Raw genomic sequence first — 25,036 nt, forward strand, 5'->3', positions numbered from 1 at the left:
CCGTCAGAAAGTTTCTGACGGGTCAGCGGTCAGAGGGTGGTGGCGCCGCGGTTGACCGCGCTCACGACCGCCTTCAGCGAGGCGGTCACGATGTTGGCGTCCACACCGACGCCCCAGAGGATCTGGTCGCCGACCGCGCACTCGACGTACGCCGCCGCCATGGCGTCGCCGCCCGAGGAGAGCGCATGCTCGTGGTAGTCGAGCACCCGGACGTCGAAGCCGCCGCCGAGCCCGGTGCGGGGCAGCTCGTTGATCGCGTTGACGAACGCCGCGATCGGTCCGTTGCCGGACCCCTCCAGGGTGCGGACCTCGCCGTCGACGTAGACGTTGACGCTCAGCGCGTCCTTCTCGCCCTCGGCGGAGCTGGTGTGCACCGAGTTGAGCCGCAGCGGCGCCTCGCGGTCGAGGTACTCGCTGCGGAACACGCCCCAGATCTCGTCGGGAGACACCTCGCCGCCCTCGGCGTCGGTGCGCTGCTGGATCACCCGGCTGAACTCGATCTGGGCACGTCGCGGCAGGTCGAGCTTGTGCTCGGCCTTGAGGATGTAGGCCACCCCGCCCTTGCCGGACTGGCTGTTGACCCGGATGACCGCCTCGTAGCTGCGGCCCACGTCCTTGGGGTCGATCGGCAGGTACGGCACGGCCCACGGCTGCTCGTCGACGCCCACGCCCGCGGCGGCCGCGTCGCGCTCCATGGCCTCGAAGCCCTTCTTGATGGCGTCCTGGTGGGATCCGGAGAAGGCGGTGTAGACCAGGTCGCCGCCGTAGGGGTGGCGCTCGGCGACCGGCAGCTGGTTGCAGTACTCCACGGTGCGGCGGATCTCGTCGATGTCGGAGAAGTCGATCTGCGGGTCGACGCCCTGGCTGAACAGGTTGAGCCCGAGCGTGACCAGGCACACATTGCCGGTGCGCTCGCCGTTGCCGAACAGGCAGCCCTCGATGCGGTCGGCGCCGGCGAGGTAGCCCAGCTCCGCCGCGGCGACGGCCGTGCCGCGGTCGTTGTGCGGGTGCAGGGACAGGACGACGTGCTCGCGGTGGGCGAGGTGGCGGTTCATCCACTCGATGGAGTCGGCGTAGACATTGGGCGTGGCCATCTCGACGGTCGCCGGCAGGTTGATGATCACCGGCTTGTCGGCCGTGGGCTCGAAGACCTCCAGCACCTCGTTGCAGACGCGTACGGCGAACTCCAGCTCGGTGCCCGTGTAGGACTCGGGGCTGTACTCGTAGAAGACCTGCGTCTCCGGGATCGTCTCCTCGTATTTCCGGCACAGCCGGGCGCCCTGGACGGCGATGTCGGTGATGCCGTCCATGTCCAGCCCGAACACCACGCGCCGCTGCAGCGTGGAGGTGGAGTTGTAGAGGTGGACGATGGCCTGCTTCGCCCCGGCGATGGCCTCGTAGGTGCGCCCGATGAGCTCCTCGCGCGCCTGGGTGAGGACCTGGATCACGACGTCGTCGGGGATCAGGTCCTCTTCGATGAGCTGGCGGACGAAGTCGAAGTCGGTCTGGCTCGCGCTGGGGAAGCCGACCTCGATCTCCTTGTAGCCCATGGCCACCAGGAGCTCGAACATCGTCTTCTTGCGCGCCGGCGACATCGGGTCGATCAGCGCCTGGTTGCCGTCTCGCAGGTCGACCGCGCACCAGCGCGGCGCCTGGGTGATGGCCCGGTCCGGCCAGGTGCGGTCGGCGACCGCGACGGGGGTGAACGGCTCGTAGCGCCCGAACGGCATGGGGCTGGGCTGCTGGGGGTTGCGGTGCTGGGTGTCGGTCATGGTTCCTCGCGGGTCTGGTGCCGATGTCGGCCGGTCGCACGCCTCACTCCGCAGCGAGGGGGTCCGGCTCTGGCTCAGACCTCGCTGCGGCAGCGAAGGAGAAGCTGGCGCATCGTCATGACGCGAGGACTGTACCGCAACCGCTGCCTCCCCCGATCGGGTGGAAGCGATAAGAGGGTGGTTTGACGGCGTCGCAGCGCGGGCAGGAAGGGAGCACCTACATCTTGGGAGGATGCACGTGACCCCACTCGACTGGCCCCTCGTCCTGACCCTCGCCGTCGCCGTCGCCGTTCTGGTCGGGGTCGTCGGCGGCTACCTGTCGGCGCGTCTCGCCGTCATCGGCTCGGAGCGGCGGCTCAACCGGACGGCGATGAGCCTGCCGGCCGCGGTCGCGACGGACGTCCCGGCCGATGTCTGACGGCGACTGGATGGTGGCGGCGGTCCTCCTGGTCGGCGTACCGCTCGCCGTGTGGGCAGGCGTCTCGATGCTGCGCCGCCGTCCCTGAGATGGCGACGGAGCAGTTGGCGGGCCGCTGCATGCCTGCTGGGCCTTGGGGCACCGGCCGGTCATGACGGGGCGGCAGCGTATGGACTTCAGCCAACTCACGATCGAGTACGACGATCGTGTGCTGACCCCGCGACCCTGGACGGCGATGCAGTCGCAGTGGGCGGCCGAGCTGATCCCCGACGCCCCCGTGGGTCGGGTACTCGAGCTGTGCGCCGGCGCCGGTCACATCGGGCTCCTGGCCGTGTGGCTGGCCAACCGCCCGCTCGTCTGTGTGGACCTCAACCCGGCGGCCTGCGAGCTGACCCAGGTCAACGCCTCCATGGCCGGCCTGGCCGACGATGTCGAGGTGCACTGCGGCGACCTCGCCGAGGTCGTGCCGTCAGAGCAGTTCGGCGTCGTGATCGCCGACCCGCCCTGGGTGCCCGCGGCCGAGACCCAGCGCTTCCCCGAGGACCCGCTCCTGGCCATCGATGGTGGCGAGGACGGCCTGAGCGTGGCTCGGCTCTGCCTCGCGGTCGCGGCCGAGCGGGTCGCCGACGGAGGGCACGTGCTGATCCAGCTCGGCTCCTCGGACCAGGCGCAGCGCCTGTCCGCGGAGGGATGCGCTGACAGCCTGCGGCTGGTCGAGATCCGCGACGGAGAGCGAGGAGTCGTCGCCAGGTTCGACCGCGTCGCCTAGACCGACCACCGCCCTCACCCCTGTGGGTGGGCCCCTCAGGGAGCCCTCACCCTCGGGGGTGTGTCGGGCAGCAAGCACACGGGGTCACTCTCGTAAAGACACGACATCGAGGGAGTTCATGACGATCACGGCATTGGGGCGCACGGTCCCGAGAGAGTTCCGAAGCCAGGAGACGGCTCGGCTCTTCGCGACCTTCCCTGACCTCGACGAGCGGGAGCGGGAGGCGGTGATCGAGCAGATCGTCGTCCTCAACATCCAGGTGGCGCACGCCATCGCGCGGCGCTACCAGAACCGCGGCGTGCCGGTCGAGGACCTCGAGCAGGTCGCCTGCCTGGCCCTGGTGCGGGCCGCCCAGCGCTTCGACCACACGATGGACCGGGACTTCCTCTCCTACGCCGTGCCGACCATGACCGGCGAGGTGAAGCGCTACTTCCGCGACCACGGCTGGACCATCCGTCCGCCGCGCCGAATCCAGGAGATCCAGTCGCGGGTGATCGCCGAGCACAAGCAGGGCACCGTCGACGGCCGGCCGCCGACGCCCCGTGAGATCGCGGAGCGTCTCGACCTCGACATCGACGACGTCACCGAGGCGCTGAGTGCGGCCGTCTGCTTCCAGCCGATCTCGATCGACCAGGCGGTCGAGGCCGACAGCATGGAGTCGCTCTCGGACTTCCTGACGGTCGACGACTCGGGCGCGCAGGACGCAGCCGAGGCGCGCGCGCTCCTCGCGCCAGTCCTCAAGCACCTCTCGCGCGACGAGGTGCGGCTGCTCGCGATGACCTACGCGCAGGGCATGACCCAGCAGCAGATCGGTGAGGCCATCGGCGTCACGCAGATGACGATCTCGCGCCGGCTGACCCGGCTCATCGCCCGGCTACGCACCGAGCTCGGCGTCGACCTGCAAGCCGTGGCCTGACCGGCTACGGCGGTTGCTGCCCGGCCAGCCCGGGACCCTCGGCCCCGCGGCGCCGGTCGATCCGGGCCAGGACCGGCTTGGCGGTGACGCCGTGCACGAGCACCGACAGCACGATGGTGAAGCCCACCGTCGACCACAGCCAGCGCAGCTCGTCGAACTCCGCCTCCCCCGCGGCGTAGGCCAGATAGTACAGCGAGCCGACCCCGCGTACCCCGAAGAACGCGACCGCCACCCGGTCGCCCCTGTCCAGGCCACCGGGGCGGTCCTTCGAGCGCAGCCGCAGCGAGAGCGACGCCAGCCCCGCGAGCGGACGGATCACGAAGATCACCGCCACCCCCACAAGCACCCCGGCCCAGGTGAGCTCGCTGAGCAGCCCTCGGGTCGTCGCGATCCCGAGGAACAGCAGCACGGCGAGCGTGAACAGGCGCTCGAGCCGCTCCACGACCTCGTGCATGGCGCGGTGGTAGTCGTGGTGGCGCTCGGAGGCGCGCATGGCCATCGCGCAGGTGAAGACCGCGAGGAAGCCGTAGCCGCCGACCAGCTCCGCGGCGCCGTACGACGCCAGCAGCGCCGCGAGCGCCAGCAGCGGCTCCCCCTGCTCGGCGAGCCGGAGTGAGGGACGAGACGAGCGGAAGGCCACCTTGCCGAGCAGCCAGCCGGCGCCCACGCCGACCGCCACGCCGAGGGTGACCTTGCCGACGAGGTACCAGCCGACCCACTCTCCGAACTCCGCCAGGCCGAAGCCACCGGCCGCGAGCAGGATCGCCAGGTAGACGAACGGGAACGCCAGCCCGTCGTTGAGCCCCGCCTCCGACGTCAGCGCGAAGCGGACCTCGTCCAGGCGCTCCACCGTGTCGCTGTCCTCCTCGGCCAGGCCCTGCTCGAGCTCCTCGAGGTCGTCGGCCAGCATCGGTCCGCCCACCTGCACGTCCGAGGCCAGCACCGGGTCGGTCGGCGCCAGCGCCGCCCCGAGGAGCAGCGCCGCGGCTGGAGCAAGACCGGCTGCCCACCAGCCGAGCACCGCGATGGCGCCGATCGTGATCGGCATGGCGATCGCGAGCAGGCGCCAGGTCGGGGACCAGTGGCCCCAGGTGCGCAGCTCACGCGGGCGCAGTGGCCGGTCCAGGGCAAGCCCGACGCCCATCAGCGCCACCAGGACGGTGAGCTCGGTGACGTGCAGGATGACCAGCTCGTCGTCCACCGGATCCAGGGCGAACTCGCCGGAGAGCGGGAAGAGCCCGATCACCAGCCCAATGCCCACCAGGACCATCGGAGCGGAGATGGCGAGCGAGCGCAGCGCCTGCGGGAGAACGACGGCCAGCAGCAGGCACAGGCCCGCGACGAGGTAGGTCAGGGCGTCCGTCATCGGGGGCTCACCCTACGGACTCTCCCACTCAGTCGTCGTCGGCCGGGACCTCCGGTGCGAAGCCGTGCTGCATCGCCCACACCACCGCGTGCGACCTCCGCGTCACGCCCATCTTGCGGTAGGCGGTGCGGATGTAGGTCTTGACGGAGTTGATGCTCAGGAAGACGGTCTCGGCGATCTCCTGGTTGGAGAGGCCCTGGACGATCAGGGCGACGATCTCGGACTCTCGTGCGGACAGGTCGGTCGTGGACGTCGAGGGAACCTCCGTGCCCTCCGGCGCCGGGCCGCTCTCGGTGCTGCTCACACTCCAACCCTGTCAGCACCGGGCCGGTCCTCGATAGCAGGTGGGCTCACCCGTTCGGGTGGAAATGGCCTCCGCCTCAGGCGATCACCGCGTCGATCGTCTTCTTGAGCGCGCTCGGCTGCGTCGGGGAGCGGGGCGCCTTCTTCTTCGCCTCGATCATGTCCGCGCCCATCTCCTGCAGCACCTTGCGTCCGAGGCCCTCGCGGACCTTCGGGAACCACTCGTCCTCCTCCTCCTCGATGTGGTGGCGCACGTTCTCGATGAGGACGGTGGTCTTGGCGGTGAACCGCTCGGCGTCCGGCTTCATCGCGGCGAGCTCCATCACCAGCACGTCGGCGACGTGGTGCTCCTCGTAGGACTCCAGGACGTCGTCCTCGACCTCGGGCAGGAGCTCACGGACGCGCGGGTACATGATCTCGTTCTCGATGTAGGTGTGCACGGTGAGCAGCTCGATCATCTTCTGGACGAGTCGGCCCTTCTCGGCGTGAGCCTGCTCCCCCGCCTTCTCGAAGGCGGCGAAGGTCCGCAGGATCTCCTTGTGGTCGTTCTTGAGCAGGACGATGGCGTCGGTCGACATGGCGGTTCCTCACGGAGTCGGGCGGGTGGCGCCCCCAGGTACCCGGGGACGGACGGGGTCATGCCGCCGCGGCGGGGCAGCCCGGGGCGCAGGCAATGGCACAGTGGGCCCATGAAGACGCGACTGTCGTGCCCGTGCGGCACCACCATCACCGGCGCCGACGAGGACGAGCTCGTCGAGCGGACCCAGGCCCACCTCGCCGAGGCGCACCCGGGCCGCGAGTACGAGCGCGACATGATCCTGTTCATGGCGACCTGACGGCGCCATGGCGCGACTGCTGGTCGTCCACCACTCCCCGACGGACACGGTCCGGTCGCTGACCGACGCCGTGCTCGCCGGCGCCCACGACGACGCGATCGAGGGCGTCGAGGTCGTGGTCCGCGGGGCTCTCGAGGCGCGCGCCGACGACGTGCTCGCGGCCGACGGGTACCTGCTGGGAACGCCGGCCAACTTCGGGTACATGTCGGGCGCGCTCAAGCACTTCTTCGACCGCATCTTCCTCGAGGCCGGTGGGGCGCTCGGCGACCACGGGTCGGCCGCGTCGGCCGGCGGCGGGCGGCGGCCCTACGGGCTCTGGGTGCACGGGCGCTACGACACGACCGGCGCCGTGCGCTCGGTGACCTCGATCGTCGGGGCCCTGCCCTGGGTCAGGTCCGCGGAGGTGCTGGAGGTGATCGGCGAGGTCGGCGAGGCGGAGCGCGCGGCGGCGTACGAGCTCGGCGGGACGCTTGCGGCGCTGATCGCCACCTGATGCGCGGCGCCCCGCAGGTAGGATCGGAGGTCCGCCGCCGTCGTCCGGGAAGGGGCCCCGCGTTGTCGTACCGTCCGCGTCGCCTCGCGCCCCTAGCGACGCTGGGGGTGCTCGTCGCGCTGCTGCTGAGCGCCTGCGGCGAGGCCGCTCAGGGCGGTGACACCGACCCCGACCAGGTCGACTCCGTCGAGGTGCCCGAGCTCGGCGCCTGCCGGGTGCTGAGCCCCGAGGACGTGGCGCAGGCCAGCAACGCGACCCGGACCGTCGACTGCACCGAGCGCCACACCGCCCAGACCTACGCCGTCGGTGAGCTGCCGGAGGAGTTCGAGGACGTGGCGCGCGATGACCCGTCGCTCGGCGAGTTCGCCTACCGCACGTGTTCGGCGAAGTTCCTGAAGTTCCTGGGCGCCGACGAGAGCATGGTGATGCGCACGGTCGTCAACTGGGCCTGGTTCCGGCCCTCGGAGAAGGCGTGGGAGGACGGCGCGCGGTGGTACCGCTGCGACGTGGTGGGCGGCGGCGAGCAGAGCGATCGCTTCGTCACCCTGCCCACGACCGCCGAGGGACTGCTTCTCGGGCGGCCCCAGGACCGCTGGATGGTCTGTGTCGCCGGGCAGTCCGTCACCGGCTCCCCGCGGACCCCGTGCAACGAGCCGCACGACTGGCGCGCGGTGAGCGCGATCAAGCTCGGCGAGCCCGAGGAGCCCTACCCCGGCGACCGGGTGGTTGAGGTGAAGACCCGCGACTTCTGCTCCACCGCCGTCGGCGCCTGGCTCAACTACCCCGTGAACTACGACTTCGCCTACACCTGGTTCCACGAGGCCGAGTGGGAGGCGGGCAACCGACGCTCGGTCTGCTGGGCGAAGACCCCCGACTGATGCGCCGTGCCCTGAGCTCCGCCGTCGTCGCCCTGCTGCTCGCGCTGAGCGCGGGGTGCAGCGGCGACGAGACCGATCCCGGCGCCGACCCGACGCCGACCCCCAAGGCGACGGCGACCGCCGTACCCGGTCCGGCCCAGGGTGCCTGCTACCAGATGACGTTCGAGGCGGCCCTGGCCGCGACCAGCCAGGCCCAGAAGGTCGCGTGCTCCGAGGAGCACACCGCGATGACCTACCTCGTCGGCCGTCTGGACACGCTCGTCGACGGCCACCTGCTCGCCGTCGACTCCGACCGGGTGCTGGCCGACATCGCCGCGACCTGCCAGCGCCGCCTGGGCGGGCTGGTGGGCGGCACCCGCGACGACGTACGGCTCAGCATGCTGCGCCCCGTGTGGTTCACCCCCACGCTGGCCCAGGCCGACGCTGGCGCTTCCTGGTACCGCTGCGACGTGATCGCCGTCGCCGGGCAGGACCGGCTCGCGCCGCTGACGGGCCGGCTCGCGGGGGTGCTGGACACCCCGCAGGGCCGCAACCGGTGGGGCATGTGCGGCACCGCGCAGCCCGACTCCCCCGACTTCGAGCGGGTGCTGTGCTCGGCCCCGCACTCCTGGCGCGCGATCCGCATCGTCGACCTCGGCTCCGGCCGCTACCCGGGCGCGGCGGTCGTGCGCGAGCGTGGCCAGGCTCCGTGCGAGGACGCCGGACGCGAGGTCGCCGACGACGCGCTCAACTACCAGTGGGGCTACGAGTGGCCCACCCGCGAGCAGTGGCAGGCCGGCCAGACCTACGGCCGCTGCTGGGCTCCGGACTGAACCTGCCGGCATGGCCGTGGTGCCCGCGGGTACCGGAACGGCATGGATCGCCGCCGAATTCTTGTCATCTGGGGTGTCGTCGTCTTCATCGTGGTGGGTGCCATCCTGCTGTTCATCGGGCTGCGCGAGGGTGAGGACACCGACTACGGCGACCAGCCCGGCGGCATCTCCCAGATAGGCGTCGTGCCATGACCGACCGGGACCCGACCGCGTCCGCCGAGGCCGATCCGGACGACGGGAAGGTCGACTCCCCCACGGACATCAGCAAGCACTCGTGGCTCTACGTGGTGCGCAAGACCGTGCGTGAGTTCACCGACGACGAGTGCACCGACCTCGCGGCGGCGCTGACCTACTACTCCGTGCTGGCGCTGTTCCCGGCCGTCGTCGCCCTCACCTCGGTGCTGGGCCTGGTCGACCAGGGACCCAAGGCCGTCCAGACCGTGCTCGACATCGTCGGCGACCTGGGTGGGGCCTCCGTGGTTGACAGCGTGCGGGACCCGCTGCTCGAGCTGAGCCGGTCGCAGGGCGCCGGACTGGCGCTCGTCCTCGGCCTCGCCGGCGCCCTGTGGTCGGCCAGCGGGTACGTCGTCGCCTTCGGGCGCGCCATGAACCGGATCTACGAGATGCCCGAGGGCCGCCCGGTGTGGAAGCTGCGTCCGGCGATGCTGCTGCTCACCGTCGTCCTGGTGATCCTGGTCGCCCTCGTGCTGTTGGCCCTCATCATGACCGGTCCGGTCGCCCAGGCCGTCGGCGACGCGATCGGGCTGGGCTCCACCGTCGTGACGATCTGGAACATCGCCAAGTGGCCCGTCCTGCTCGTGGTCGTCGTACTGATCGTGGCGCTGCTCTACTACGCCACGCCCAACGTCAAGCAGCCGAAGTTCCGCTGGGTCAGCGTGGGCGCCGTGCTCGCGATCGTCACCTGGATCATCCTGTCGGCCGCCTTCGGCTTCTACGTCGCCAACTTCTCGTCCTACGACAAGACCTACGGCACGCTGGGCGGCGTCATCGCGTTCCTGCTGTGGCTGTGGCTGACCAACCTGGCGCTGCTGTTCGGCGCCGAGCTCGACGCCGAGCTGGAGCGCGGCCGCGAGCTGCAGTCGGGCATCGCCGCCGAGGAGGAGATCCAGCTGCCGCCGCGCGACACCCGCAACATCGAGAAGTCCCGCAAGAAGGAGCTCGAGGACATCCGCCGCGGGCGCGCACTGCGGGTCCGGCACGGACGGCGCCACGGGGACCACTGAGTCGCCGCGGCGCCGCCCGCACCGCCAGTCGGTGGCCGTCAGTTGTTGGCGGGCGCCTTGGAGATCGCCTCGACCAGCTGGGCGGTCTGGTCGTCGGAGAGGTTCTTCGCGATGTCGGCCTGGCTGAGCACCCCGACCAGGTCGTGACCGTCGATGACCGGCAGACGGCGTACGCCGTGCTCGGTCATCGTGCGCAGCGCCTCCTCGACCGAGTCGTCGGCCCCGATCGTGACCGGCTTCTCCCCGCCGTACCCCTGCACGGAGATGGCGCTGGGGTCGGCGCCGTCGGCCACGCAGCGGACGACGATGTCACGGTCGGTGATCATCCCCTGCAGCCGGTCGTCGTCGCCGCAGATCGGCAGCGCCCCGACGTCGAGGTCGCGCATCTTCCTCGCGGCGTCGACGAGGGTGTCGCTGGTGCGGGCGCAGTCGGCGCTGCCCGACATGATGTCGCGTGCGGTGGTCATGGGTTCTCCTTTCCTCCGCCGGGCACCGTTGCCCGGGTGGCGCCGCCGGTACCCCGTGCCGGGAGCCGTATGCCGGCGCATGGGGCCGCGGGCCCGGGGCACCGGTCGCCATGCGCATCGTCATCACCGGCGCCTCCGGGAACATCGGCTCCGCACTGCTCCGCGCCCTCTCCGGGCAAGGCCACGACCTCGTCGGCGTCGTACGGCGTCCCGTCGGCCGACCCGCCGGCACGGACCCGGTCACGTGGGTGCGGGCGGACCTCACCGAGGACTGCGCTCCTCTGCTGAGGCAGACCTTCCGCGGCGCCGACGCGGTCGTCCACCTGGCCTGGGGCTTCCAGCCCTCGCACGACCTCGACTACCTCGAGCGGCTCGGAGTCGGCGGCACCCGTCAGGTCGCCGAGGCCGCCGCGGCGGCCGGCGTCCCGCATCTCGTGCACCTGTCGTCGGTCGGCGCCTACTCCCCGCGCAGCGGCCCGGACCCGGTGCGGGAGAGCTACCCGACCGAGGGGATCCCCGGCTCGCCGTACAGCGCGCACAAGGTCGCGGCCGAGCGCCTGCTGGACCGCGTCGAGGCCGAGCACCCCGACCTCGTCGTGGCGCGGATGCGGCCCGGCATCGTGGGGCAGCGCAGCGCGGGCAGCGCGCTGCTGCGCTACGGGCTGCCGGCCCTCGTGCCGTCGTTCGCGCTGCGCGCCGTGCCGGTCCTCCCGCTCGACCGCGCGCTGTCGATCCCCATGGTGCACGCCGACGACGTGGCCGACGCCCTGGTGCGCGTGCTGTCGTCGACGGCAGGCGGCGCGTTCAACCTGGCGGCGCCCACCGCGATCACGGTGGAGCACCTCTGCCGCGCGCTGGGCGCGCGTCACGTGCAGGTGCCGGCCTCCGTCGTACGGCGCGCGGCCGCACTGTCGTGGCACGCCCGGCTGCAGCCGGTCGACCCGGGCTGGATCGACCTGGCCTACCACGTCCCCCTGCTGGACCCGACCCGCGCGCGCGACGTCCTCGGCTGGGAGCCGCGGACCGACGCGCCCGCGGTGCTCGAGGAGGTCATCGCCGGGATGCGCGAGCGCGCCTCCGACACGACTGCGCCGCTGCGTCCGCGCACGGTGGCGCGGTCGCTGCGGCGCAGCCTGCGGGTCGGTCCGGTCGCGCGCCGCCCCGAGCCGTGACCGGTCAGGGCGTGAAGACCACCTTGATCATCCCGTCCTCCTTGGCCCTGAACTTGGCGTAGGCCTCCGGTGCGTCGCTCAGCGGCAGTCGGTGCGTCGCGAAGCTCTCGGTGCCGAGCGGGTCGCTGTCGTCGACGAGCAGCGGCATGATGTCGTCGGTCCAGCGCCGGACGTTGGCCTGTCCCATGCGCAGCTGGAGCTGCTTGTCGAACATCTGGAACAGCGGCATCGGGTCGGCCGCGCCGCCGTAGACGCCGGACAGCGAGACCGTCCCGCCACGCCGCACGGCGTCGATCGCGCTGTGCAGGGCGGCCAGCCGGTCGAACCCGGCCTTCAGCATGAGCGGCTCAGCGAGCTTGTCGGGCAGCAGGCCGACGGCCTTGATCAGCTTCTCCGCCACCGGGTTGCCGTGGGCCTCCATGCCGACGGCGTCGATCACCGAGTCGGCTCCTCGCCCGTCGGTCCGGTCGCGTACCTCGGTCCCCAGGTCGTCGACCGCGTCGATGTCGATCGTCTCCGCCCCCAGCGCCGCCACGCGAGCCAGCCGCTCGGGGACGCGGTCGGCCACGATGACCCGCTTGCCCTCGCGCAGCGCGATGCGCGTCGCCATGTCGCCGATGGGGCCCGCGCCCAGCACCAGCAGCGTGCCGCCGTCGGGCACGTCGGCGTACCGCACGCCCTGCCAGGCGGTGGGCAGCACGTCGGAGAGGTAGACGAAGCGGTCGTCCGAGGGACCCTCCGGCACCTTCACCGGCAGGAAGTCGGCGAACTGCACCCGGAGGAACTCCGCCTGGCCGCCCGGCACCTGGCCGTAGAGCTTGCTGTAGCCGAGCAGGCTCGCACCCGTGCCGTGCTCGCGGTTCTGCGTGGTCTCGCACTGGCTGTGCAGCCCCCGCGAGCAGGTCCAGCACGAGCCGCAGCTGACGTTGAAGGGCACCACGACCCGGTCGCCGACCTTGAGGTCGCGCACGTCCGGTCCTACCTCCTCGACGATGCCCATGGGCTCGTGCCCCACGACGTCGCCCGGCGTCATGAACGGCGCCAGCGGCTCGTAGAGGTGCAGGTCGGACCCGCACAGGCCGGTCGTGGTCACGCGAATCACCGCGTCGGTCGGGTCGACGATCTGCGGGTCGGGAACGTCCTCTACCCGCATGTCCCTCGGGCCCTGCCACGTCACTGCCTTCATCAACTTCTCCTCGTTCGGTGTTTGCGGACGGGTCCTGCCGGTACCCGACAGACGGCCCTCCATGCCCACGACCGGGGTCCGGACACGCCTTCGGCCCCGCGGGTGGCGGGGTGTGGGGCGGTCAGGTTCGCCGGTGTCCGGGCGGTGGCGGGAGTGGTTCGGTGCCGGTGTGGTCGCGGCGGTAGGCGTGTCCGTGGGGTGAGTGCCACAGGTAGCTGCCACGGTCCAGGACGTCATAGGTCCAGCGGCCGTGGGTCTTCAGGCGGTGGTGCCCGCGACACAGTGGTGCGGAGTTGTAGGAGCAGGTCGGTCCGCCCTTGTTGTAGGGGGTGACGTGGTCGTGGTCGCAGCGTTCGGCGGGTCGGGTGCACCAGGGGAACACGCAGTGGTGATCGACGAGGTCGTCCTGCTCGACGAGGCGGTCGGGGTGCTCGTAGCCGGCGACGTGAATGTGCTCGGCGAGGTTCCGCACGGGCTTGACGTTGATGACTGTGGTGCCGGGTGCCCCACACCACTCGCGGATGGTCTCGAGCAGCACCGGCTTGCGCCCTGCCCGCCCGACGAGCGCGTTCGGGTCCCCGAACACCCCAGCCTCATGCACGTGCAGGTCGATGACCCGGGTGATCTTGATGCTCTTCTCGGTGGTTGAGGTGCGAGCGAAGCGCTCGTCCTGAGGTGCGAGCTCGCGAGCCTCGAAGGGAGCCTCGAAACCACCCTCACCGTCCTGATCACCCAAGGACAGCGTGTCCTGCCCGCGCGCGAGGTCACCGGCGGCCTGGGCGCGTCGCACATCCAGTGACTCGGTGGAGCCGGCGGCCTTGCGGTCTGCGGCGAGCCGGCTGATCGCGGCATCGAGGTCGAGGGCGTCCTGCGCATCCAAAGTCCCGGATACCTCGATGGTGCCCTCGAGGGACATGTCGTCCTTGTGCACGTCGAGCTTGCGCCCGTCCGCGGCTTGGCGGCGTAGCTTCTCGGCCTGCTCGGGGTCGAACCGTGCGATCGCGGTGGTGATCTGTCGTTCGACCTCGGCGTAGGAGACCTTGTGCGCGCAGTAGCCCACCCGGGCGTCGACGAACGCCGCGCCGGCCAGGGGTAGGCACCTGGTGTGCTCGGCGATCCACCGGGCTTTCCAGAACCCGAGCTGACCGGCCTCGACGCGGGCCCAGATCCGTGGGAGGCGGTACTTGATCTCGAGGGCGGCGCCGACGTACCGCTTGGCGGAGTCGGTCGACATGCCCAGGGCGGCGCCGAGCTCCATGACCGCGAACTCGCTGACCATGGGTGCCCCGGGCCCGGCCAGCGGGATGCCGTGGTCACCGAACGCGGCGTCGTCCTCGTCGTCGGTGGCGTGGATCTCGCACCAGTCCAGCGCCGCGTGCAGCCGCTCCAGCTCGACCGCGACCGCGGTCGCGGTGGTGGCGCGCATGACCTGCAGGAGGTCGGCGGGGGTGCTGGGCATAGGACTACTCAAGCACCCGCCACCGACAGTCGAGGGCCCGAGAATCCCCTTTGCCCACAGGGCTCTGAGAACTTTCTCAACCCGTCGGTGGTCGAGGTGTGAAGGCGTGCAAAGCCCCTTCGGTGGTCGAGGTGCGAAGGCGTGCAACGCCTGAGCCTCGAGACCCCCGCCACCGACGCCGTACCCCCGGGCTGCTTCCCGACTCACCGGGTCTCGAGGCTCGTCCCTTCGAGGCTCGCTGCGCTCGCACCTCAGGACAAGCGCTGACGCTCCTCACACCTCGACCACCGAAAGGCCTCGGTGGTCGAGGTATGAAGGCGCCCTGGCGCCTGAGCCTCGAGACCCCCGCGGCCCGACCGCCGTACCCCGGGCTGCTTCCCGGCCCACTCGGTCTCGAGGCTCGTCCCTTCGAGGCTCGCTGCGCTCGCACCTCAGGACAAGCGCTGACGCTCCTCGCACCTCGACCACCGAGCTGGCGCCGGTCAGGTGGGGAGGAGGTAGGAGCGGGCCTCGGGGACCTCGCGGAGGTAGAGGTCGGCGGTGGCGGCGCGGTGCAGGAGGTCGGGGACGGGTGAGTGCCCGATCAGGTCCTCGTCGAAGCCGTGGAGGTGGGCCCAGGCCTTGCGGTGGAGGGCGAGCGAGAACCGCGGCCACAGCCGCGGGTCCCCCTCGCCGGTTCCCTCGCCCGCTCCCTCGACGTGGTCGTCGAGGCGGCAGAGGTCGTAGCCGGCGTCGGGGGGCGGCCCCAGACGGGACGCCGGACCGGTCCACAGATGGGCCGGGTCCTGGCACGCGGCGCGCTCGTAGGCCGCCACCAGCTCCTCACCGGGAACGCAGGCCAGGTCGAGGAACACCAGCACATCCGCACCGGCGGCCAGCGCGACACCCCCGCCCGCGTTCATCGCGGCGGCGTACGGGACGCCCTCGGGGGCCGGCGACAGCGGGACGACGCGCGAGGCGACGCCGCGCGGCGGTTGCCAGCTGATCAGGTCGGCGGCGTCGACCGCGACGACGACGTGCTGGTCGGGGGGCCTTCTGCAGATGCTCAGCGCCTTGTGGTGCAGCTCCAGGCCGGGATGATCCCCGGCCGCCACCGTCACCACCGCCACGTTCCCGGACATGACCGCCTCCTTCGTCACTCTTCTCTAGGAGTGATGTACCCACCCCAAGGGGTGGCTTAGACCACCCCCAGGGGTGGTTGCCCCCGCTCACCGCCGGGCGCCGTGTGCAAGCGAGGGCCCTGGTGCAATACGTTGGCCATGAGGTTGACGCCGCACCTCGGGGGTCAGGGGCTCGCTGCTCCTGGACAATCGACTAACCCCAGAGATCTGTGCAATGACCGTGGGACCTGGTCCCGTGCGGGTCGCGCTCGTCAACGACTACGAGCTGGTCCTGCTTGGGCTGCAGTCGATGCTGACGCCGTACGCCGGCCGCGTGGTGCTGGTCGACACCTTCGCCCGCGCGGAGGGGCCGGACCTCGACCCCGGCGCACTGCACCTCCACACCGGAGCCAAGGTCGTGCTCTACAGCTGGCACACCAGCCCGCACCTCGTGGAGGCCGCGCTCGCCCAAGGAGTCGACGGGTACGTCTCCAAGGGGGCACCGGCCGAGGAGCTGGTCACGGCCCTCGAGCGGATCGCGGCCGGGGAACAGGTGGTTCCCGCTCCCGGGCCGCACCTCGGGGCCGACGGCAGCGGCACCTGGCCGGGGCAGGAGGAGCTGACGGCTCGCGAGGCCGAGGTCGTCGCGCTCATCGCGCAGGGCCTCGCCAACCGCGAGATCGCCGGACGGGTCTTCCTGAGCATCAACTCGATCAAGAGCCACATCCGCTCGGCCTACCGCAAGATGGGCGTGTCCCGCCGCTCCCAGGCGGTCGTGTGGGCGCTGCAGCACGGGTTCGCACCCGCGCCGAGGCGACCGGTCAGCGCCGACCAAGAATGACCAACGCCTCCGCGAGCTGGGTGGGGCTGATGCCGGCACCGCGCGCCGCGGTGCGGATCCGGTCGCGCGCCGTCGTGGCGTCGACGCGCTGCAGTGCGGCGACCACCGAGGCCGACTGATTGAGCAGCGACTCGGCCTCCAGCAGCTGCGGTGCCGCCTCGGCCAGCTGCCGGGTGCTGAAGGAGAGGTCGGCGTTGGTCACGAGTCGGTGTGCCGAGGTCTCGAACACCGCGGCCAGGCGCTCGTGGCGCCCGTCGAAGGCGTCCGCCGTCGAGCCGTACAGGTTGACCGTGCCCTCGATGGCCCCGGACCGCACCAGCGGCAGGGTCAACGTGGAGGCGATGCCGGTGGCCGCGGCGGCGCGTGCGAACAGCGCCCAGCTCTGCTCGTCGATCGCGCCCTCGACCCGGTAGCCCACGACCGCCCCCAGCTCGACGGACTGCACGCACGGCCCGCCGTCCAGGAACTGCACGGCGTCGAGGAACGCCACCTGCAGGGCGGAGGCCACGAAGGTGAAGGTCACGCCGTACTCGCGGGAGGAGACGCTCATCCCCACGCAGCGCGGGGCGACCGCCTCCACCTGGCGGCTCAGGTTGCCCAGGACCTCCAGCATCTCGCCCTGGGCGACGAAGGGCCCGAGCTCCTCGATCGCCCTGACGGTCTCGGGAATGGGTTCCACCGGCACAGCTCCCACGCGCGAACAGACTGACAGTGAGCCGAAGGTACCCCCGGGCTGCCGCCCTCATGCAGCCCGATGCGGCCCCAGGTGCTCTCCTACGGCGTGCGTGGGCAGAGTTCAGAACCCGAGCTTGCGCAGCTGGCGCGGGTCGCGCTGCCAGTCCTTGGCGATCTTGATGTGCAGATCGAGGTAGACCGGGGTGCCGAAGAGCGCCTCGATCTGCAGCCGCGCCGCCTTGCCGACGTCGCGCAGCCGGGCGCCCTTGTGGCCGATCATGATCCCCTTCTGGGAGTCCCGCTCGACGTAGAGGTTGGCATGGATGTCCAGCAGCGGCTTGTCGGCGTCGCGTCCCTCGCGCAGCCCCATCTCCTCGACGACGACGGCGATGGAGTGCGGCAGCTCGTCGCGCACGCCCTCGAGGGCGGCCTCGCGGATCAGCTCGGCGACGATCGCCTCCTCGGGGGCGTCGCTGAGGTCGCCGTCGGGATAGAGCTGCGGGCCCACCGGGAGCAGCCCGACCAGCAGGTCGGCAAGCAGGCCGACCTGGTCGCCGGCCTGGGCGGAGACCGGGACGATCTCGGCCCACTCGACGCCGGTCTCCGCGCCGAGCCGCTGGATGTCGAGCAGGTGCTCGCCGATCTGTTCGGCGGTGGCCAGGTCGGTCTTGGTGGCGATGGCGACCTTGATGGTGCGCTTGACCTTGGCCATCTCCCGGACGATGAACCGGTCACCGGGCCCGATCTTCTCGTTGGCGGGCAGACAGACCGCGACCACGTCGACCTCGCCGAGCGTGGTCTTCACCAGGTCGTTGAGCCGCTCGCCCAGCAGGGTGCGGGGGCGGTGCAGCCCGGGGGTGTCGACCAGGATGAGCTGGGCGTCGGGACGGTGCACGATGCCGCGTACGACGGTCCGCGTCGTCTGCGGCTTGGAGCTGGTGATGACGACCTTGCTGCCCACCAGCGCGTTCGTCAGCGTCGACTTGCCCGCGTTGGGCCGGCCGACGAACGACACGAACCCACTGCGGTGCTCGCTCTGCTCGGTCTCGTGGTGCTGCTCAGCCATCGCTCGCCTCGTCGTAGTCGGCCCAGATCTGCTCGTCGGTTCTGCCGGCGGCCTTGCCGGCGCGCCAGATGGGCCCCGGGTCGACCGCCCGCGGCTGCCGTGCGGCGACACCGCGCCAGTAGCCCATGACGTCGTAGGCCGTCGCGGGCATCCGGCGCTCGCGCATCAGGTGCTTGCGGATGGCGCGCATCTGGGCGGACTCGCCCGCCATCCAGAAGTAGCCCTCGCCCGGCGGCCACTCGAGGCTCTCGACCACGGAGGCCAGCCGGCTCTCGCCATCGTGAGGCGCGTCGAGCCAGTGCACCGAGGCCGCCGCCGGCAGGTAGTCGCCGAGGTCGTCGGGCACCTCGGCCCACACGGCGGCCGGCACCGACACCGACTCCAGGATCCGCGCCATCGCCGGCATCGCCGTCAGGTCGCCCACCAGGATCAGCCAGGAGGCGTCCGGCGGCATGGCGAAGCCGCCCTTGGGCTCGGTCAGCGTCACGGTCTCGCCCACGCACTCCCCAGCCGCCCACTCGGTCACCAGGCCCGTGGCGTGGAGCACCACGTCGAGGGTGAGCTCGGAGCCGTCCCACGCGCGCACGGTGTAGTAGCGGCTCTGGAACTGGCCGGGGACGACCAGCCCGACCCACTCGTCGGGGATGCCGGTGGAGACGAACCCGGCCAGACCCGGCCCACCGAGGACCAGGCGGACCAGGTGCTCCGAGAGCGGGGTGCGGCGCAGCACCTGCGCGTCGTACGTCCTGGCCCGGGTGCTCACCCGGCCAGGCTAGTCACCAAGTGGGGCGGAGGGGGAATCCGTCGGAGCCGTCGTCGGCCGTGCGGACAGCGAGCACCTGGTGGAGCTGGATCTCGTTCCACTCGAACCCGAGCCGCGAGCTCGCGATGTAGAGGCCCCACACGCGCGCCGTGCCGATGCCGACCTCCGCGACGCAGGCGTCCCAGTTGTCGACCAGGTTGCGGTTCCAGTCGCGCAGCGTCATGGCGTAGTGCTTGCGGAGGTTCTCCGAGTGCATCACCTCCAGGCCGGCGTCCTGGGCCTCCTTGATGATCGTGCCGGAGCCGATCAGCTCGCCGTCGGGGAAGACGTAGCGGTCGATGAAGGCGCCGGTCTCCTCGCGGCGGTTGTGGTGGCGCGTGATCGAGTGGTTGAGCAGCCGGCCCTCCGGCTTGAGCCGGTCGCGCAGGAAGCGGAAGTACGACGGGTAGTTGCGCACCCCGATGTGCTCGGTGAGCCCGATCGAGCTGACCGCGTCGAAGCCGCTCTCGAGGACGTCGCGGTAGTCGAGGTGACGCACCTCGGCGAGGTCACCCAGGCCCTCGCGGTCGATCTCCTCCTTGGCCCAGTCGGCCTGCTGGCGCGACAGGGTCACACCCAGCGCCTTCACTCCGTACTCCTTCGCCGCGTGGCGGACCATCCCGCCCCAGCCGCAGCCGACGTCCAGCAGCCGCTGCCCGGGCCGGAGGTCGAGCTTGCGGGCGACCAGGTCGAACTTCTCGTACTGCGCCTCCTCGAGCGTCGAGCCGAGCTCGGGGTAGACCGCGCAGGTGTAGGCCATCGAGGGGCCGAGCACGTGCCGGTAGAAGGCGTTGGAGACGTCGTAGTGGTGGGAGATCACCTCGGCGTCGCGGCCCATCGAGTGCCGCAGACCCTCGACCGCGCGGCGCCAGCGCGGCAGGTGCTCCTGCTGCGGCGGGGCCGGCGGCTTGAGGTGGGAGACGCCCACGCCGCGCACCAACGAGAAGATCTCCCCGGGCGAGACCTTGCGGAACTTGGTGCGGTCCTTGAGCCGGGTCATGAGCTCGTAGGGGTTGCCCTCGTGGACGCCGTGCACCACGAGGTCCCCCGCGACGTAGGCGCGGGCCATGCCCAGGTCGCCCGGTGCCGTCAGCAGGTACGACAGGCCCCGCTCGTTGACCAGCTCCAGGGTGATGCCGGTGTCCTCGGGGCCGGTGGCGCTGCCGTCGTACGCGGTGAAGCGGACGGGCATGCCGTCGCGCAGCAGGCCCGCAATCGTGTCCGCGATCGGGATGGTCGTCATCGTTTCCTCACTGCCTTGTCATAGAGGGTCGTCAGTCGGTCGTCCGGGTCGTAGCGGCGCTTCACTGCGGCGAGGTTGGCGCCGTCGTAGAGGCGGTCGAAGGTCTCCTGGTCGTAGAAGGCCTCGCTGTAGAGGGACTTGTGGCCGCCGAGGTCGTGGACCTTGGCCTCGATCGCGCGGTTGAGCGGGCCGCCGGGCGCCTCGGGCCCGACGTGGACGGTGCCCCAGAAGCCGACGTTGACGTAGGTCTCTCCCGGCTCCAGGGGGTAGGTGCGCCAGGGTCGCTTCGCCACCAGCGGGCACAGCCACACGGGGCGCATCCCGATCTCCGCGTCGAACCACTCCAGGAACTCCGGCAGCCGCGCCACGGGCACCTCGACGTCCTGGATGACCCGCTCGCGCATCGGGCGGCCGGCGCGCCGGTCGAGCCGGTCGGCGATGCCGAAGCGCCGGTCCAGGCCCAGCAGTCGGTGGTAGACGTCGGAGCGCCGCAGCCGCCGGGGCCAGACCCGCCGCAGCAGCGGGTGCTGGGCCCCGAAGGCGCCCGAGCACCAGAACCAGTCGGTGTCCCAGCGCCACAGGTAGTCGTACATCGTCAGCAGGTCGCTCTCGCGCTGCTGCACCGAGCGGAAGTAGATCTGCTGGCCCGCGTAGTCGCTCGGGGTCGCGCCGCCCGTGGTCTCGGTCCAGCGGGCGAGGGTGAGGTAGAGCTCGCCGGGCTCGAACGCCGTGCCGTCCAGGCCGTCGACGCGCGCGCCGGCGTACTCCCCCGTCTCCACGATCTCGGCGACCGTCTTGGCGAGCAGGGCCGCGTCGTCGAAGCGCACGTGGCGCAGCGCGACGTACGTCGGCACCGCCTCGAGCTCGATCTGGAGGCGCGTGGCGTAGCCCAGAGAGCCGTAGGAGTTGGGGAACGCGTCGAACAGCTCGTCCCCTGGCCGGCAGGTGACGACCTCGCCGGCCCCGGTGAGGACGTCCATGTCGAGCACTGACTCGTGCGGGAGGCCGTTGCGGAAGCTGGTGGACTCGATGCCGAGCCCCGTCACCGCGCCGCCCAGGGTGATGGTGCGCAGCTGCGGCACGACGTAGGGGATCAGGCCGTGCGGCAAGGTGGCGTCGACGAGGTCCTCGTAGGTGCACATCCCCTGGACCTGGGCCGTGCGGGTGTCCGGGTCGACCTCGATCACCCCGGTCAGGCCGGAGACGTCGAGCCCGGGGGCCGTGGTGGCCTGCCGCGGGCGGAACAGGTTGGACGTCTGCTTCGCCAGCCGCACCGGCTGACCGGGCGGGATCGCGGCAGCCGACTCCACGAGCCGGCGCACCGCCCGCTCGTGACGCTCCCAGGTGCTCCCTGAAGTCACCCCCGCAGGTTACTCCGGTCACGCTCCCCGGGGCCGGAACGTCTCGCCCGCCGGGCCCGGCTCAGGTCAGGGTCGTGGCGAGGACGTTGCCGCGCACGTCGCCGCGGTGGACGACGACGCCCGGCCCGCCGAACTCGCGGAGGGCGGCCAGGTCGAGGTCGGCCAGATCCTCGGCGTCGCCGAGCACCACCGCTGCCTCGAGCCCCTTCGAGCCCGACGCGACGGCCATCGCGACGCACACCTGGACCGCCGACAGCTCGAGCGAGGGCAGGGCCACCGACGCGGCGGCGTACGTGCGGCCGTCGGCGTCGCGGACCGCGGCGCCCTCGGCGGCGCCGATGCGCGCGCGCGTCGCGCGGGCGAGGGTGACGAGTTTGGCGTCTTCGACGCTCAGGTCACTCATGGGCGGTCTCCAGCTCGTGGGCGGTGGTGGGGTCGGGCTCGACCCGGTGGATGAGCACGGTGCCGATCTTGTTCCGTCGACCGGCGGCGTCCTCCGCCACGAAGCGCAGGCCGTGGGCCTCGACGGTCGAGCCGGGGATCGGCACCCGGCCGAGGTGCTTGGCCATCAGGCCGCCGACGCTGTCGACGTCCTCCTCCTCGACGTCGAAGCCGAAGAGCTCGTCGAGGTCGTCCACCGGGTAGCGCGAAGAGACCCGCACCGTGCCCTCGGACAGGGTCTCCACCTCGATCTCGTCGTCGTCGTACTCGTCGGTGATCTCGCCGACGATCTCCTCGAGCAGGTCCTCGATCGTGATCAGGCCGGCCGTGCCGCCGTACTCGTCGACGACGACAGCGATGTGCTGGCGCCGAGCCTGCATCTCGCGCAGCAGCGCGTCGACCGGCTTGGACTCCGGCACCCAGTGGACCGGGCGCATGACCTCCTCGATGCGCTGGGTGAACTCCACCTCCGGCGCCTCGAAGTCGCGGCGCACGATGTCCTTGAGGTAGGCGAACCCCCGGATGTCGTCGAGGTTCTCGCCGATGACGGGCACCCGCGAGAAGCCGCTGCGCAGGAAGAGCGACAGCGTCTGACGCAGGTTCTTGTAGTGCTCGATGTAGACCACGTCGTTGCGCGGGACCATGACCTCACGGACCGAGGTGTCGCCGAGCTCGAACACCGAGTGGATCATCTTGCGCTCACCGGACTGGATGAGCGCCGATGCCTCGGCCATGTCGACCATCTCGCGCAGCTCGGTCTCCGAGGAGAACGGTCCCTCGCGGAAGCCGCGCCCGGGGGTGATCGCGTTGCCGATGAGGATCAGCAGCCGCGGCAGCGGCCCCAGCACGGTGGTGAAGACCCTCAACGCCCCGGCCGACAGCAGCGCGACGGCTTCGGAGTGCTGGCGACCGAGCGTGCGCGGCGCGACGCCGATCGCGACGAAGGAGACCAGCCCCATCACCGCCACGGTGGTCAGGACGCTGGCCAGCCAGGAGCCGTCGACCAGGTCGTCGATCTGGAGGGTGACCAGCACGATCGCCGAGATCTCGCACAGCAGGCGCAGCAGCAGCGCGGTGTTGAGGTAGCGCGGGGCGTCCTCCAGGATCCCCACGAGGGCGCGCGCGCCCGGGCGCTGCTCGGCGAGCAGCTCGGTGGCTCGCGCCTTGGAGAACGACGCCAGCGCCGCGTCGGCGGCCGTGAAGAGGCCGGCCAGGAGGACGAGGACCGCTGCTGTGACCAGCAGCCAGATATCGCCCGAGGTCACTGGTCCCGCCAGCGGCCGAGCAGCGTGTCCTGGAGACCGAACATCTCGGCGTGCTCCTCCGGCTCCGCGTGGTCGTAGCCGAGCAGATGCAAGATGCCGTGGACGGTCAGCAGCTCGATCTCGGCGTCGGTGCCGTGGCCGGCCTCGGCGCCCTGTCGCTCGGCGATGGCCGGGCACAGCATGAGGTCGCCGAGCACGCCCTCCTCGGGCTCCTCGGTGACCAGGCCGGGACGCAGCTCGTCCATGGGGAAGGCGAGCACGTCGGTCGGCCCCTCCTTGCCCATCCAGCGCTCGTTGAGCTCGGCGATCGTGTCCTCGTCGACGGCCTTGATGCACAGCTCTGCCAGCGGATGCACCCGCATCTGGTCCATGACGAACCGCGAGAGCTGCGCCAGCCGCTTGACGTCCAGGGTGTGGCCGGACTCGTTGAGGACCTCGATGCTCATCGGGGACCCGACTGGAGCCCGCCCTGGGCGTCGAACTCGTCGTAGGCGGCGACGATCTTGCCGACCAGGCGGTGGCGTACGACGTCGTGGCTGGTGAGCGTGTTGAACGAGATGTCCTCGACGTCGTCGAGGATGCCCTGGATCACCCGCAGGCCGGAGCGCATCCCACCGGGCAGGTCGGTCTGGGTGACGTCGCCGGTGACCACGACCTTGGACCCGAAGCCCAACCGGGTCAGGAACATCTTCATCTGCTCGGGCGTGGTGTTCTGCGCCTCGTCGAGGATGATGAAGGAGTCGTTGAGCGTGCGCCCCCGCATGAACGCCAGCGGCGCGACCTCGATCGTCCCGGAGGCGAGCAGCTTGGGGATCGTCTCGGGGTCGACCATGTCGTGCAGGGCGTCGTAGAGCGGCCGCAGGTAGGGGTCGATCTTCTCGCTGAGCGTGCCGGGCAGGTAGCCGAGGTTCTCGCCGGCCTCCACGGCGGGACGCGTCAGGATGATCCGGTTGACGTTCTTGGACTGCAGCGCCTGCACGGCCTTGGCCATCGCCAGGTAGGTCTTGCCGGTGCCGGCCGGGCCGATGCCGAAGGTGATCGTGTGCTTGTCGATGGCGTCGACGTAGCGCTTCTGGTTGAGCGTCTTCGGGCGGATCGAGCGGCCGCGGTTGCTGAGGATGTTGAGGCTCAGCACGTCGGCGGGGCGCTCCGTGGTCTCGGCGCGCAGCATCGACAGCGCTCGTTCCACGGTCTCGTTGGTCACGCCCTGGCCGGTGCGGATGATCGTCACCAGCTCGTCGAGCAGCCGCTCGGCCAGCGCGACCTCGCCGGGGTCGCCGATCATCGTGATCCGGTTGCCGCGGACGTGCACGTCGGCCGAGAAGGAGCGCTCGATCAGCGCGAGGTGCTCGTCCCCGGGGCCGAGCAGGCTGACCATGTTGATGCTGTTGGGGACGACGACGGTGTGGCGCGTCTGGGCGGCGTCCCTGGTCTGGTTCCGGTCGGTGCTGCTGTCAGTCATGGGTGCCCTGGGCGGGCGGCCTTTCGGTCGGGGGCGGAGCGACCTCCATGCTACGGGAGCGTGGTGCGTCGGCCCACCGGGTTGATCGACGTACCGTGGAGCCATGCAGGAGCCCGACGAGCTCGACGAGGACTGGGCTGACGGCTGGGCCGGGGACGACGACACCCCGCCGTACTGGTTCTCCGGGCAGCACCTGCCCCCGCACGCCCGGGCGATGGGGCTGACCCACCACGTCCCCGACGGCGCGCTGCTCGACTTCGCCGGCTCCCTGGACGCCAGCAAGCGGCGCCACCGCATCACCGCCTGGGCCCTGCTCGTGGTCTTCGGGCTGCCGGTCCTCTTCGCGCTGCTCCGCGTCGTCGACGCCGTGCTGCCGGGCTGAGGGCGCCGTGGAGCTCGAGTTCGACGGGCGGGTGTGGGAGTGGCGCGGGCCGGCGCCGTACCACTTCGTGAGCGTGCCCGAGGACGAGTGCGAGGAGATCGCGCTGACCGCGTCGGCCGTCACCTACGGCTGGGGCATGATCCCGGTCGCCGTGGCGATCGGCGAGACCCGCTGGACGACCTCGCTGTGGCCCAAGGACGGCGGCTACGTCGTACCCCTCAAGGACGCCGTCCGCCGCGCCGAGGCCATCACCCTGGACGACATCGTGTCCGTCCGCCTCACCATCGACGTCTGAGCGCCCCTCCCG

30 protein-coding genes are annotated in these 25,036 nt (G+C 71.2%); 13 read left to right on the forward strand and 17 right to left on the reverse strand.

The features are described 5' to 3' along the window. Positions 1 to 29: 29 nt before the first annotated feature. Positions 30 to 1,772: a 2-isopropylmalate synthase gene (leuA, locus tag LQ940_RS13830; RefSeq protein WP_231244916.1), complete on the reverse strand. Its 1,743-nt coding sequence runs from the start codon at positions 1,770 to 1,772 to the stop codon at positions 30 to 32. A gap of 238 nt (positions 1,773 to 2,010) precedes the next feature. On the opposite strand from leuA, the gene LQ940_RS13835 reads away from it, so the two are divergent. The 3 genes from LQ940_RS13835 to LQ940_RS13845 all read left to right on the forward strand — a co-directional run bounded on the left by LQ940_RS13835 (position 2,011) and on the right by LQ940_RS13845 (position 3,875). Next, entirely contained in the window at positions 2,011 to 2,190 is a 180-nt protein-coding gene (locus LQ940_RS13835; RefSeq protein ID WP_231244915.1) for a hypothetical protein, read from the forward strand. Between the two features lie 169 nt (positions 2,191 to 2,359). Further along, positions 2,360 to 2,959, forward strand: a complete 600-nt coding sequence (locus tag LQ940_RS13840) for a methyltransferase (RefSeq protein WP_231244914.1) — start codon at positions 2,360 to 2,362, stop codon at positions 2,957 to 2,959. A 118-nt stretch (positions 2,960 to 3,077) separates the two neighbouring features. Further along, a complete protein-coding gene (locus tag LQ940_RS13845) occupies positions 3,078 to 3,875 on the forward strand; it encodes a sigma-70 family RNA polymerase sigma factor (RefSeq protein ID WP_231244913.1) in 798 nt (265 codons plus the stop codon). A 4-nt stretch (positions 3,876 to 3,879) separates the two neighbouring features. Here the strand turns inward: LQ940_RS13845 and LQ940_RS13850 are convergent, their stop codons facing one another. The 3 genes from LQ940_RS13850 to LQ940_RS13860 all read right to left on the reverse strand — a co-directional run bounded on the left by LQ940_RS13850 (position 3,880) and on the right by LQ940_RS13860 (position 6,122). Beyond that, positions 3,880 to 5,241: a cation:proton antiporter gene (locus LQ940_RS13850; RefSeq protein ID WP_231244912.1), complete on the reverse strand. Its 1,362-nt coding sequence runs from the start codon at positions 5,239 to 5,241 to the stop codon at positions 3,880 to 3,882. A gap of 28 nt (positions 5,242 to 5,269) precedes the next feature. Then, on the reverse strand, positions 5,270 to 5,545 hold the full coding sequence (locus LQ940_RS13855; protein ID WP_231244911.1) for a response regulator transcription factor: 276 nt from the start codon (positions 5,543 to 5,545) through the stop codon (positions 5,270 to 5,272). Between the two features lie 76 nt (positions 5,546 to 5,621). Next, on the reverse strand, positions 5,622 to 6,122 hold the full coding sequence (locus LQ940_RS13860) for a hemerythrin domain-containing protein (protein ID WP_231244910.1): 501 nt from the start codon (positions 6,120 to 6,122) through the stop codon (positions 5,622 to 5,624). Between the two features lie 111 nt (positions 6,123 to 6,233). Here LQ940_RS13860 and LQ940_RS13865 point away from each other — a divergent pair, with 111 nt between their 5' ends. The 6 genes from LQ940_RS13865 to LQ940_RS13890 all read left to right on the forward strand — a co-directional run bounded on the left by LQ940_RS13865 (position 6,234) and on the right by LQ940_RS13890 (position 9,807). Further along, positions 6,234 to 6,380 (forward strand): DUF1059 domain-containing protein, encoded by a 147-nt coding sequence (locus tag LQ940_RS13865; RefSeq protein WP_231244909.1) that lies wholly within the window; start codon positions 6,234 to 6,236, stop codon positions 6,378 to 6,380. A gap of 7 nt (positions 6,381 to 6,387) precedes the next feature. Continuing rightward, positions 6,388 to 6,873, forward strand: coding sequence for a flavodoxin family protein (locus LQ940_RS13870; RefSeq protein ID WP_231244908.1), 486 nt, complete (start codon positions 6,388 to 6,390; stop codon positions 6,871 to 6,873). A gap of 62 nt (positions 6,874 to 6,935) precedes the next feature. Further along, entirely contained in the window at positions 6,936 to 7,751 is an 816-nt protein-coding gene (locus LQ940_RS13875) for a septum formation family protein (RefSeq protein WP_231244907.1), read from the forward strand. After that, positions 7,751 to 8,563 (forward strand): septum formation family protein, encoded by an 813-nt coding sequence (locus LQ940_RS13880; RefSeq protein ID WP_231244906.1) that lies wholly within the window; start codon positions 7,751 to 7,753, stop codon positions 8,561 to 8,563. Before LQ940_RS13875 ends, LQ940_RS13880 begins: the two co-directional genes overlap by 1 nt. A 42-nt stretch (positions 8,564 to 8,605) precedes the next feature. After that, positions 8,606 to 8,755, forward strand: a complete 150-nt coding sequence (locus LQ940_RS13885; protein WP_231244905.1) for a hypothetical protein — start codon at positions 8,606 to 8,608, stop codon at positions 8,753 to 8,755. Then, a complete protein-coding gene (locus LQ940_RS13890; protein ID WP_231244904.1) occupies positions 8,752 to 9,807 on the forward strand; it encodes a YihY/virulence factor BrkB family protein in 1,056 nt (351 codons plus the stop codon). The genes LQ940_RS13885 and LQ940_RS13890 overlap by 4 nt, the downstream gene beginning before the upstream one ends. 38 nt (positions 9,808 to 9,845) lie before the next feature. Here LQ940_RS13890 and LQ940_RS13895 read toward each other — a convergent pair whose 3' ends face one another. After that, a complete protein-coding gene (locus tag LQ940_RS13895) occupies positions 9,846 to 10,274 on the reverse strand; it encodes a CBS domain-containing protein (RefSeq protein WP_231244903.1) in 429 nt (142 codons plus the stop codon). 110 nt (positions 10,275 to 10,384) lie between these two features. On the opposite strand from LQ940_RS13895, the gene LQ940_RS13900 reads away from it, so the two are divergent. After that, positions 10,385 to 11,446: an NAD-dependent epimerase/dehydratase family protein gene (locus LQ940_RS13900; protein WP_231244902.1), complete on the forward strand. Its 1,062-nt coding sequence runs from the start codon at positions 10,385 to 10,387 to the stop codon at positions 11,444 to 11,446. Positions 11,447 to 11,450: 4 nt separating this feature from the next. On the opposite strand, the gene LQ940_RS13905 is transcribed toward LQ940_RS13900, so the two are convergent. From LQ940_RS13905 to LQ940_RS13915, 3 genes are all read right to left on the reverse strand, one after another. After that, positions 11,451 to 12,632: a zinc-dependent alcohol dehydrogenase gene (locus tag LQ940_RS13905; RefSeq protein WP_231244901.1), complete on the reverse strand. Its 1,182-nt coding sequence runs from the start codon at positions 12,630 to 12,632 to the stop codon at positions 11,451 to 11,453. Between the two features lie 121 nt (positions 12,633 to 12,753). Beyond that, positions 12,754 to 14,091, reverse strand: a complete 1,338-nt coding sequence (locus LQ940_RS13910) for an HNH endonuclease signature motif containing protein (RefSeq protein WP_231244900.1) — start codon at positions 14,089 to 14,091, stop codon at positions 12,754 to 12,756. Positions 14,092 to 14,573: 482 nt separating this feature from the next. Beyond that, entirely contained in the window at positions 14,574 to 15,212 is a 639-nt protein-coding gene (locus LQ940_RS13915) for a hypothetical protein (protein ID WP_231244899.1), read from the reverse strand. A 214-nt stretch (positions 15,213 to 15,426) separates the two neighbouring features. Here LQ940_RS13915 and LQ940_RS13920 point away from each other — a divergent pair, with 214 nt between their 5' ends. Continuing rightward, positions 15,427 to 16,032 carry a response regulator transcription factor gene (locus LQ940_RS13920; RefSeq protein WP_231244898.1) on the forward strand — a complete coding sequence of 202 codons (606 nt, stop codon included), beginning with the start codon at positions 15,427 to 15,429 and terminating at the stop codon, positions 16,030 to 16,032. On the opposite strand, the gene LQ940_RS13925 is transcribed toward LQ940_RS13920, so the two are convergent. The 9 genes from LQ940_RS13925 to LQ940_RS13965 all read right to left on the reverse strand — a co-directional run bounded on the left by LQ940_RS13925 (position 16,013) and on the right by LQ940_RS13965 (position 24,347). Beyond that, a complete protein-coding gene (locus tag LQ940_RS13925) occupies positions 16,013 to 16,711 on the reverse strand; it encodes a hypothetical protein (RefSeq protein WP_231244897.1) in 699 nt (232 codons plus the stop codon). The two genes, LQ940_RS13920 and LQ940_RS13925, sit on opposite strands and share 20 nt — an antisense overlap. 117 nt (positions 16,712 to 16,828) lie before the next feature. After that, positions 16,829 to 17,773, reverse strand: coding sequence for a GTPase Era (gene era, locus LQ940_RS13930; RefSeq protein ID WP_231244896.1), 945 nt, complete (start codon positions 17,771 to 17,773; stop codon positions 16,829 to 16,831). Further along, positions 17,766 to 18,536 carry a siderophore-interacting protein gene (locus tag LQ940_RS13935; RefSeq protein WP_231244895.1) on the reverse strand — a complete coding sequence of 257 codons (771 nt, stop codon included), beginning with the start codon at positions 18,534 to 18,536 and terminating at the stop codon, positions 17,766 to 17,768. Before LQ940_RS13935 ends, era begins: the two co-directional genes overlap by 8 nt. A gap of 13 nt (positions 18,537 to 18,549) precedes the next feature. Further along, complete coding sequence (locus tag LQ940_RS13940) at positions 18,550 to 19,818, reverse strand: SAM-dependent methyltransferase (protein ID WP_231244894.1); 1,269 nt, start codon at positions 19,816 to 19,818, stop codon at positions 18,550 to 18,552. Beyond that, complete coding sequence (locus tag LQ940_RS13945; RefSeq protein WP_231244893.1) at positions 19,815 to 21,179, reverse strand: FAD-binding oxidoreductase; 1,365 nt, start codon at positions 21,177 to 21,179, stop codon at positions 19,815 to 19,817. Before LQ940_RS13945 ends, LQ940_RS13940 begins: the two co-directional genes overlap by 4 nt. Before the next feature lie 61 nt (positions 21,180 to 21,240). Beyond that, positions 21,241 to 21,582: a cytidine deaminase gene (locus LQ940_RS13950; RefSeq protein ID WP_231244892.1), complete on the reverse strand. Its 342-nt coding sequence runs from the start codon at positions 21,580 to 21,582 to the stop codon at positions 21,241 to 21,243. Next, positions 21,575 to 22,885: a hemolysin family protein gene (locus tag LQ940_RS13955; protein ID WP_231244891.1), complete on the reverse strand. Its 1,311-nt coding sequence runs from the start codon at positions 22,883 to 22,885 to the stop codon at positions 21,575 to 21,577. The genes LQ940_RS13950 and LQ940_RS13955 overlap by 8 nt, the downstream gene beginning before the upstream one ends. Beyond that, positions 22,882 to 23,331 (reverse strand): rRNA maturation RNase YbeY, encoded by a 450-nt coding sequence (ybeY, locus tag LQ940_RS13960; RefSeq protein WP_231244890.1) that lies wholly within the window; start codon positions 23,329 to 23,331, stop codon positions 22,882 to 22,884. The genes LQ940_RS13955 and ybeY overlap by 4 nt, the downstream gene beginning before the upstream one ends. Beyond that, positions 23,328 to 24,347 carry a PhoH family protein gene (locus LQ940_RS13965; RefSeq protein WP_231244889.1) on the reverse strand — a complete coding sequence of 340 codons (1,020 nt, stop codon included), beginning with the start codon at positions 24,345 to 24,347 and terminating at the stop codon, positions 23,328 to 23,330. The genes ybeY and LQ940_RS13965 overlap by 4 nt, the downstream gene beginning before the upstream one ends. A 103-nt stretch (positions 24,348 to 24,450) precedes the next feature. On the opposite strand from LQ940_RS13965, the gene LQ940_RS13970 reads away from it, so the two are divergent. Both LQ940_RS13970 and LQ940_RS13975 read left to right on the forward strand, forming a co-directional pair. Continuing rightward, complete coding sequence (locus LQ940_RS13970) at positions 24,451 to 24,729, forward strand: hypothetical protein (RefSeq protein WP_231244888.1); 279 nt, start codon at positions 24,451 to 24,453, stop codon at positions 24,727 to 24,729. A 7-nt stretch (positions 24,730 to 24,736) separates the two neighbouring features. Continuing rightward, entirely contained in the window at positions 24,737 to 25,024 is a 288-nt protein-coding gene (locus LQ940_RS13975; RefSeq protein WP_231244887.1) for a DUF1905 domain-containing protein, read from the forward strand. Positions 25,025 to 25,036 lie beyond the last annotated feature (12 nt).

Source organism: Nocardioides sp. cx-173, assembly GCF_021117365.1.
Taxonomy (GTDB): domain Bacteria; phylum Actinomycetota; class Actinomycetes; order Propionibacteriales; family Nocardioidaceae; genus Nocardioides.

Bases quoted from the DNA above. Each gene is read 5' to 3' on its own strand.
- LQ940_RS13880 (WP_231244906.1), top strand. From the start codon at position 7,751: ATGCGCCGTGCCCTGAGCTCCGCCGTCGTCGCCCTGCTGCTCGCGCTG.
- LQ940_RS13910 (WP_231244900.1), bottom strand. From the start codon at position 14,091: ATGCCCAGCACCCCCGCCGACCTCCTGCAGGTCATGCGCGCCACCACC.
- era (WP_231244896.1), bottom strand. From the start codon at position 17,773: ATGGCTGAGCAGCACCACGAGACCGAGCAGAGCGAGCACCGCAGTGGG.
- LQ940_RS13840 (WP_231244914.1), top strand. From the start codon at position 2,360: ATGGACTTCAGCCAACTCACGATCGAGTACGACGATCGTGTGCTGACC.
- LQ940_RS13920 (WP_231244898.1), top strand. From the start codon at position 15,427: ATGACCGTGGGACCTGGTCCCGTGCGGGTCGCGCTCGTCAACGACTAC.
- LQ940_RS13950 (WP_231244892.1), bottom strand. From the start codon at position 21,582: ATGAGTGACCTGAGCGTCGAAGACGCCAAACTCGTCACCCTCGCCCGC.
- LQ940_RS13860 (WP_231244910.1), bottom strand. From the start codon at position 6,122: ATGTCGACCGACGCCATCGTCCTGCTCAAGAACGACCACAAGGAGATC.
- LQ940_RS13895 (WP_231244903.1), bottom strand. From the start codon at position 10,274: ATGACCACCGCACGCGACATCATGTCGGGCAGCGCCGACTGCGCCCGC.
- LQ940_RS13865 (WP_231244909.1), top strand. From the start codon at position 6,234: ATGAAGACGCGACTGTCGTGCCCGTGCGGCACCACCATCACCGGCGCC.
- LQ940_RS13870 (WP_231244908.1), top strand. From the start codon at position 6,388: ATGGCGCGACTGCTGGTCGTCCACCACTCCCCGACGGACACGGTCCGG.
- ybeY (WP_231244890.1), bottom strand. From the start codon at position 23,331: ATGAGCATCGAGGTCCTCAACGAGTCCGGCCACACCCTGGACGTCAAG.
- LQ940_RS13850 (WP_231244912.1), bottom strand. From the start codon at position 5,241: ATGACGGACGCCCTGACCTACCTCGTCGCGGGCCTGTGCCTGCTGCTG.
- LQ940_RS13915 (WP_231244899.1), bottom strand. From the start codon at position 15,212: ATGTCCGGGAACGTGGCGGTGGTGACGGTGGCGGCCGGGGATCATCCC.
- LQ940_RS13890 (WP_231244904.1), top strand. From the start codon at position 8,752: ATGACCGACCGGGACCCGACCGCGTCCGCCGAGGCCGATCCGGACGAC.
- LQ940_RS13940 (WP_231244894.1), bottom strand. From the start codon at position 19,818: ATGACGACCATCCCGATCGCGGACACGATTGCGGGCCTGCTGCGCGAC.
- LQ940_RS13845 (WP_231244913.1), top strand. From the start codon at position 3,078: ATGACGATCACGGCATTGGGGCGCACGGTCCCGAGAGAGTTCCGAAGC.
- LQ940_RS13965 (WP_231244889.1), bottom strand. From the start codon at position 24,347: ATGACTGACAGCAGCACCGACCGGAACCAGACCAGGGACGCCGCCCAG.
- leuA (WP_231244916.1), bottom strand. From the start codon at position 1,772: ATGACCGACACCCAGCACCGCAACCCCCAGCAGCCCAGCCCCATGCCG.
- LQ940_RS13900 (WP_231244902.1), top strand. From the start codon at position 10,385: ATGCGCATCGTCATCACCGGCGCCTCCGGGAACATCGGCTCCGCACTG.
- LQ940_RS13905 (WP_231244901.1), bottom strand. From the start codon at position 12,632: ATGAAGGCAGTGACGTGGCAGGGCCCGAGGGACATGCGGGTAGAGGAC.
- LQ940_RS13885 (WP_231244905.1), top strand. From the start codon at position 8,606: ATGGATCGCCGCCGAATTCTTGTCATCTGGGGTGTCGTCGTCTTCATC.
- LQ940_RS13970 (WP_231244888.1), top strand. From the start codon at position 24,451: ATGCAGGAGCCCGACGAGCTCGACGAGGACTGGGCTGACGGCTGGGCC.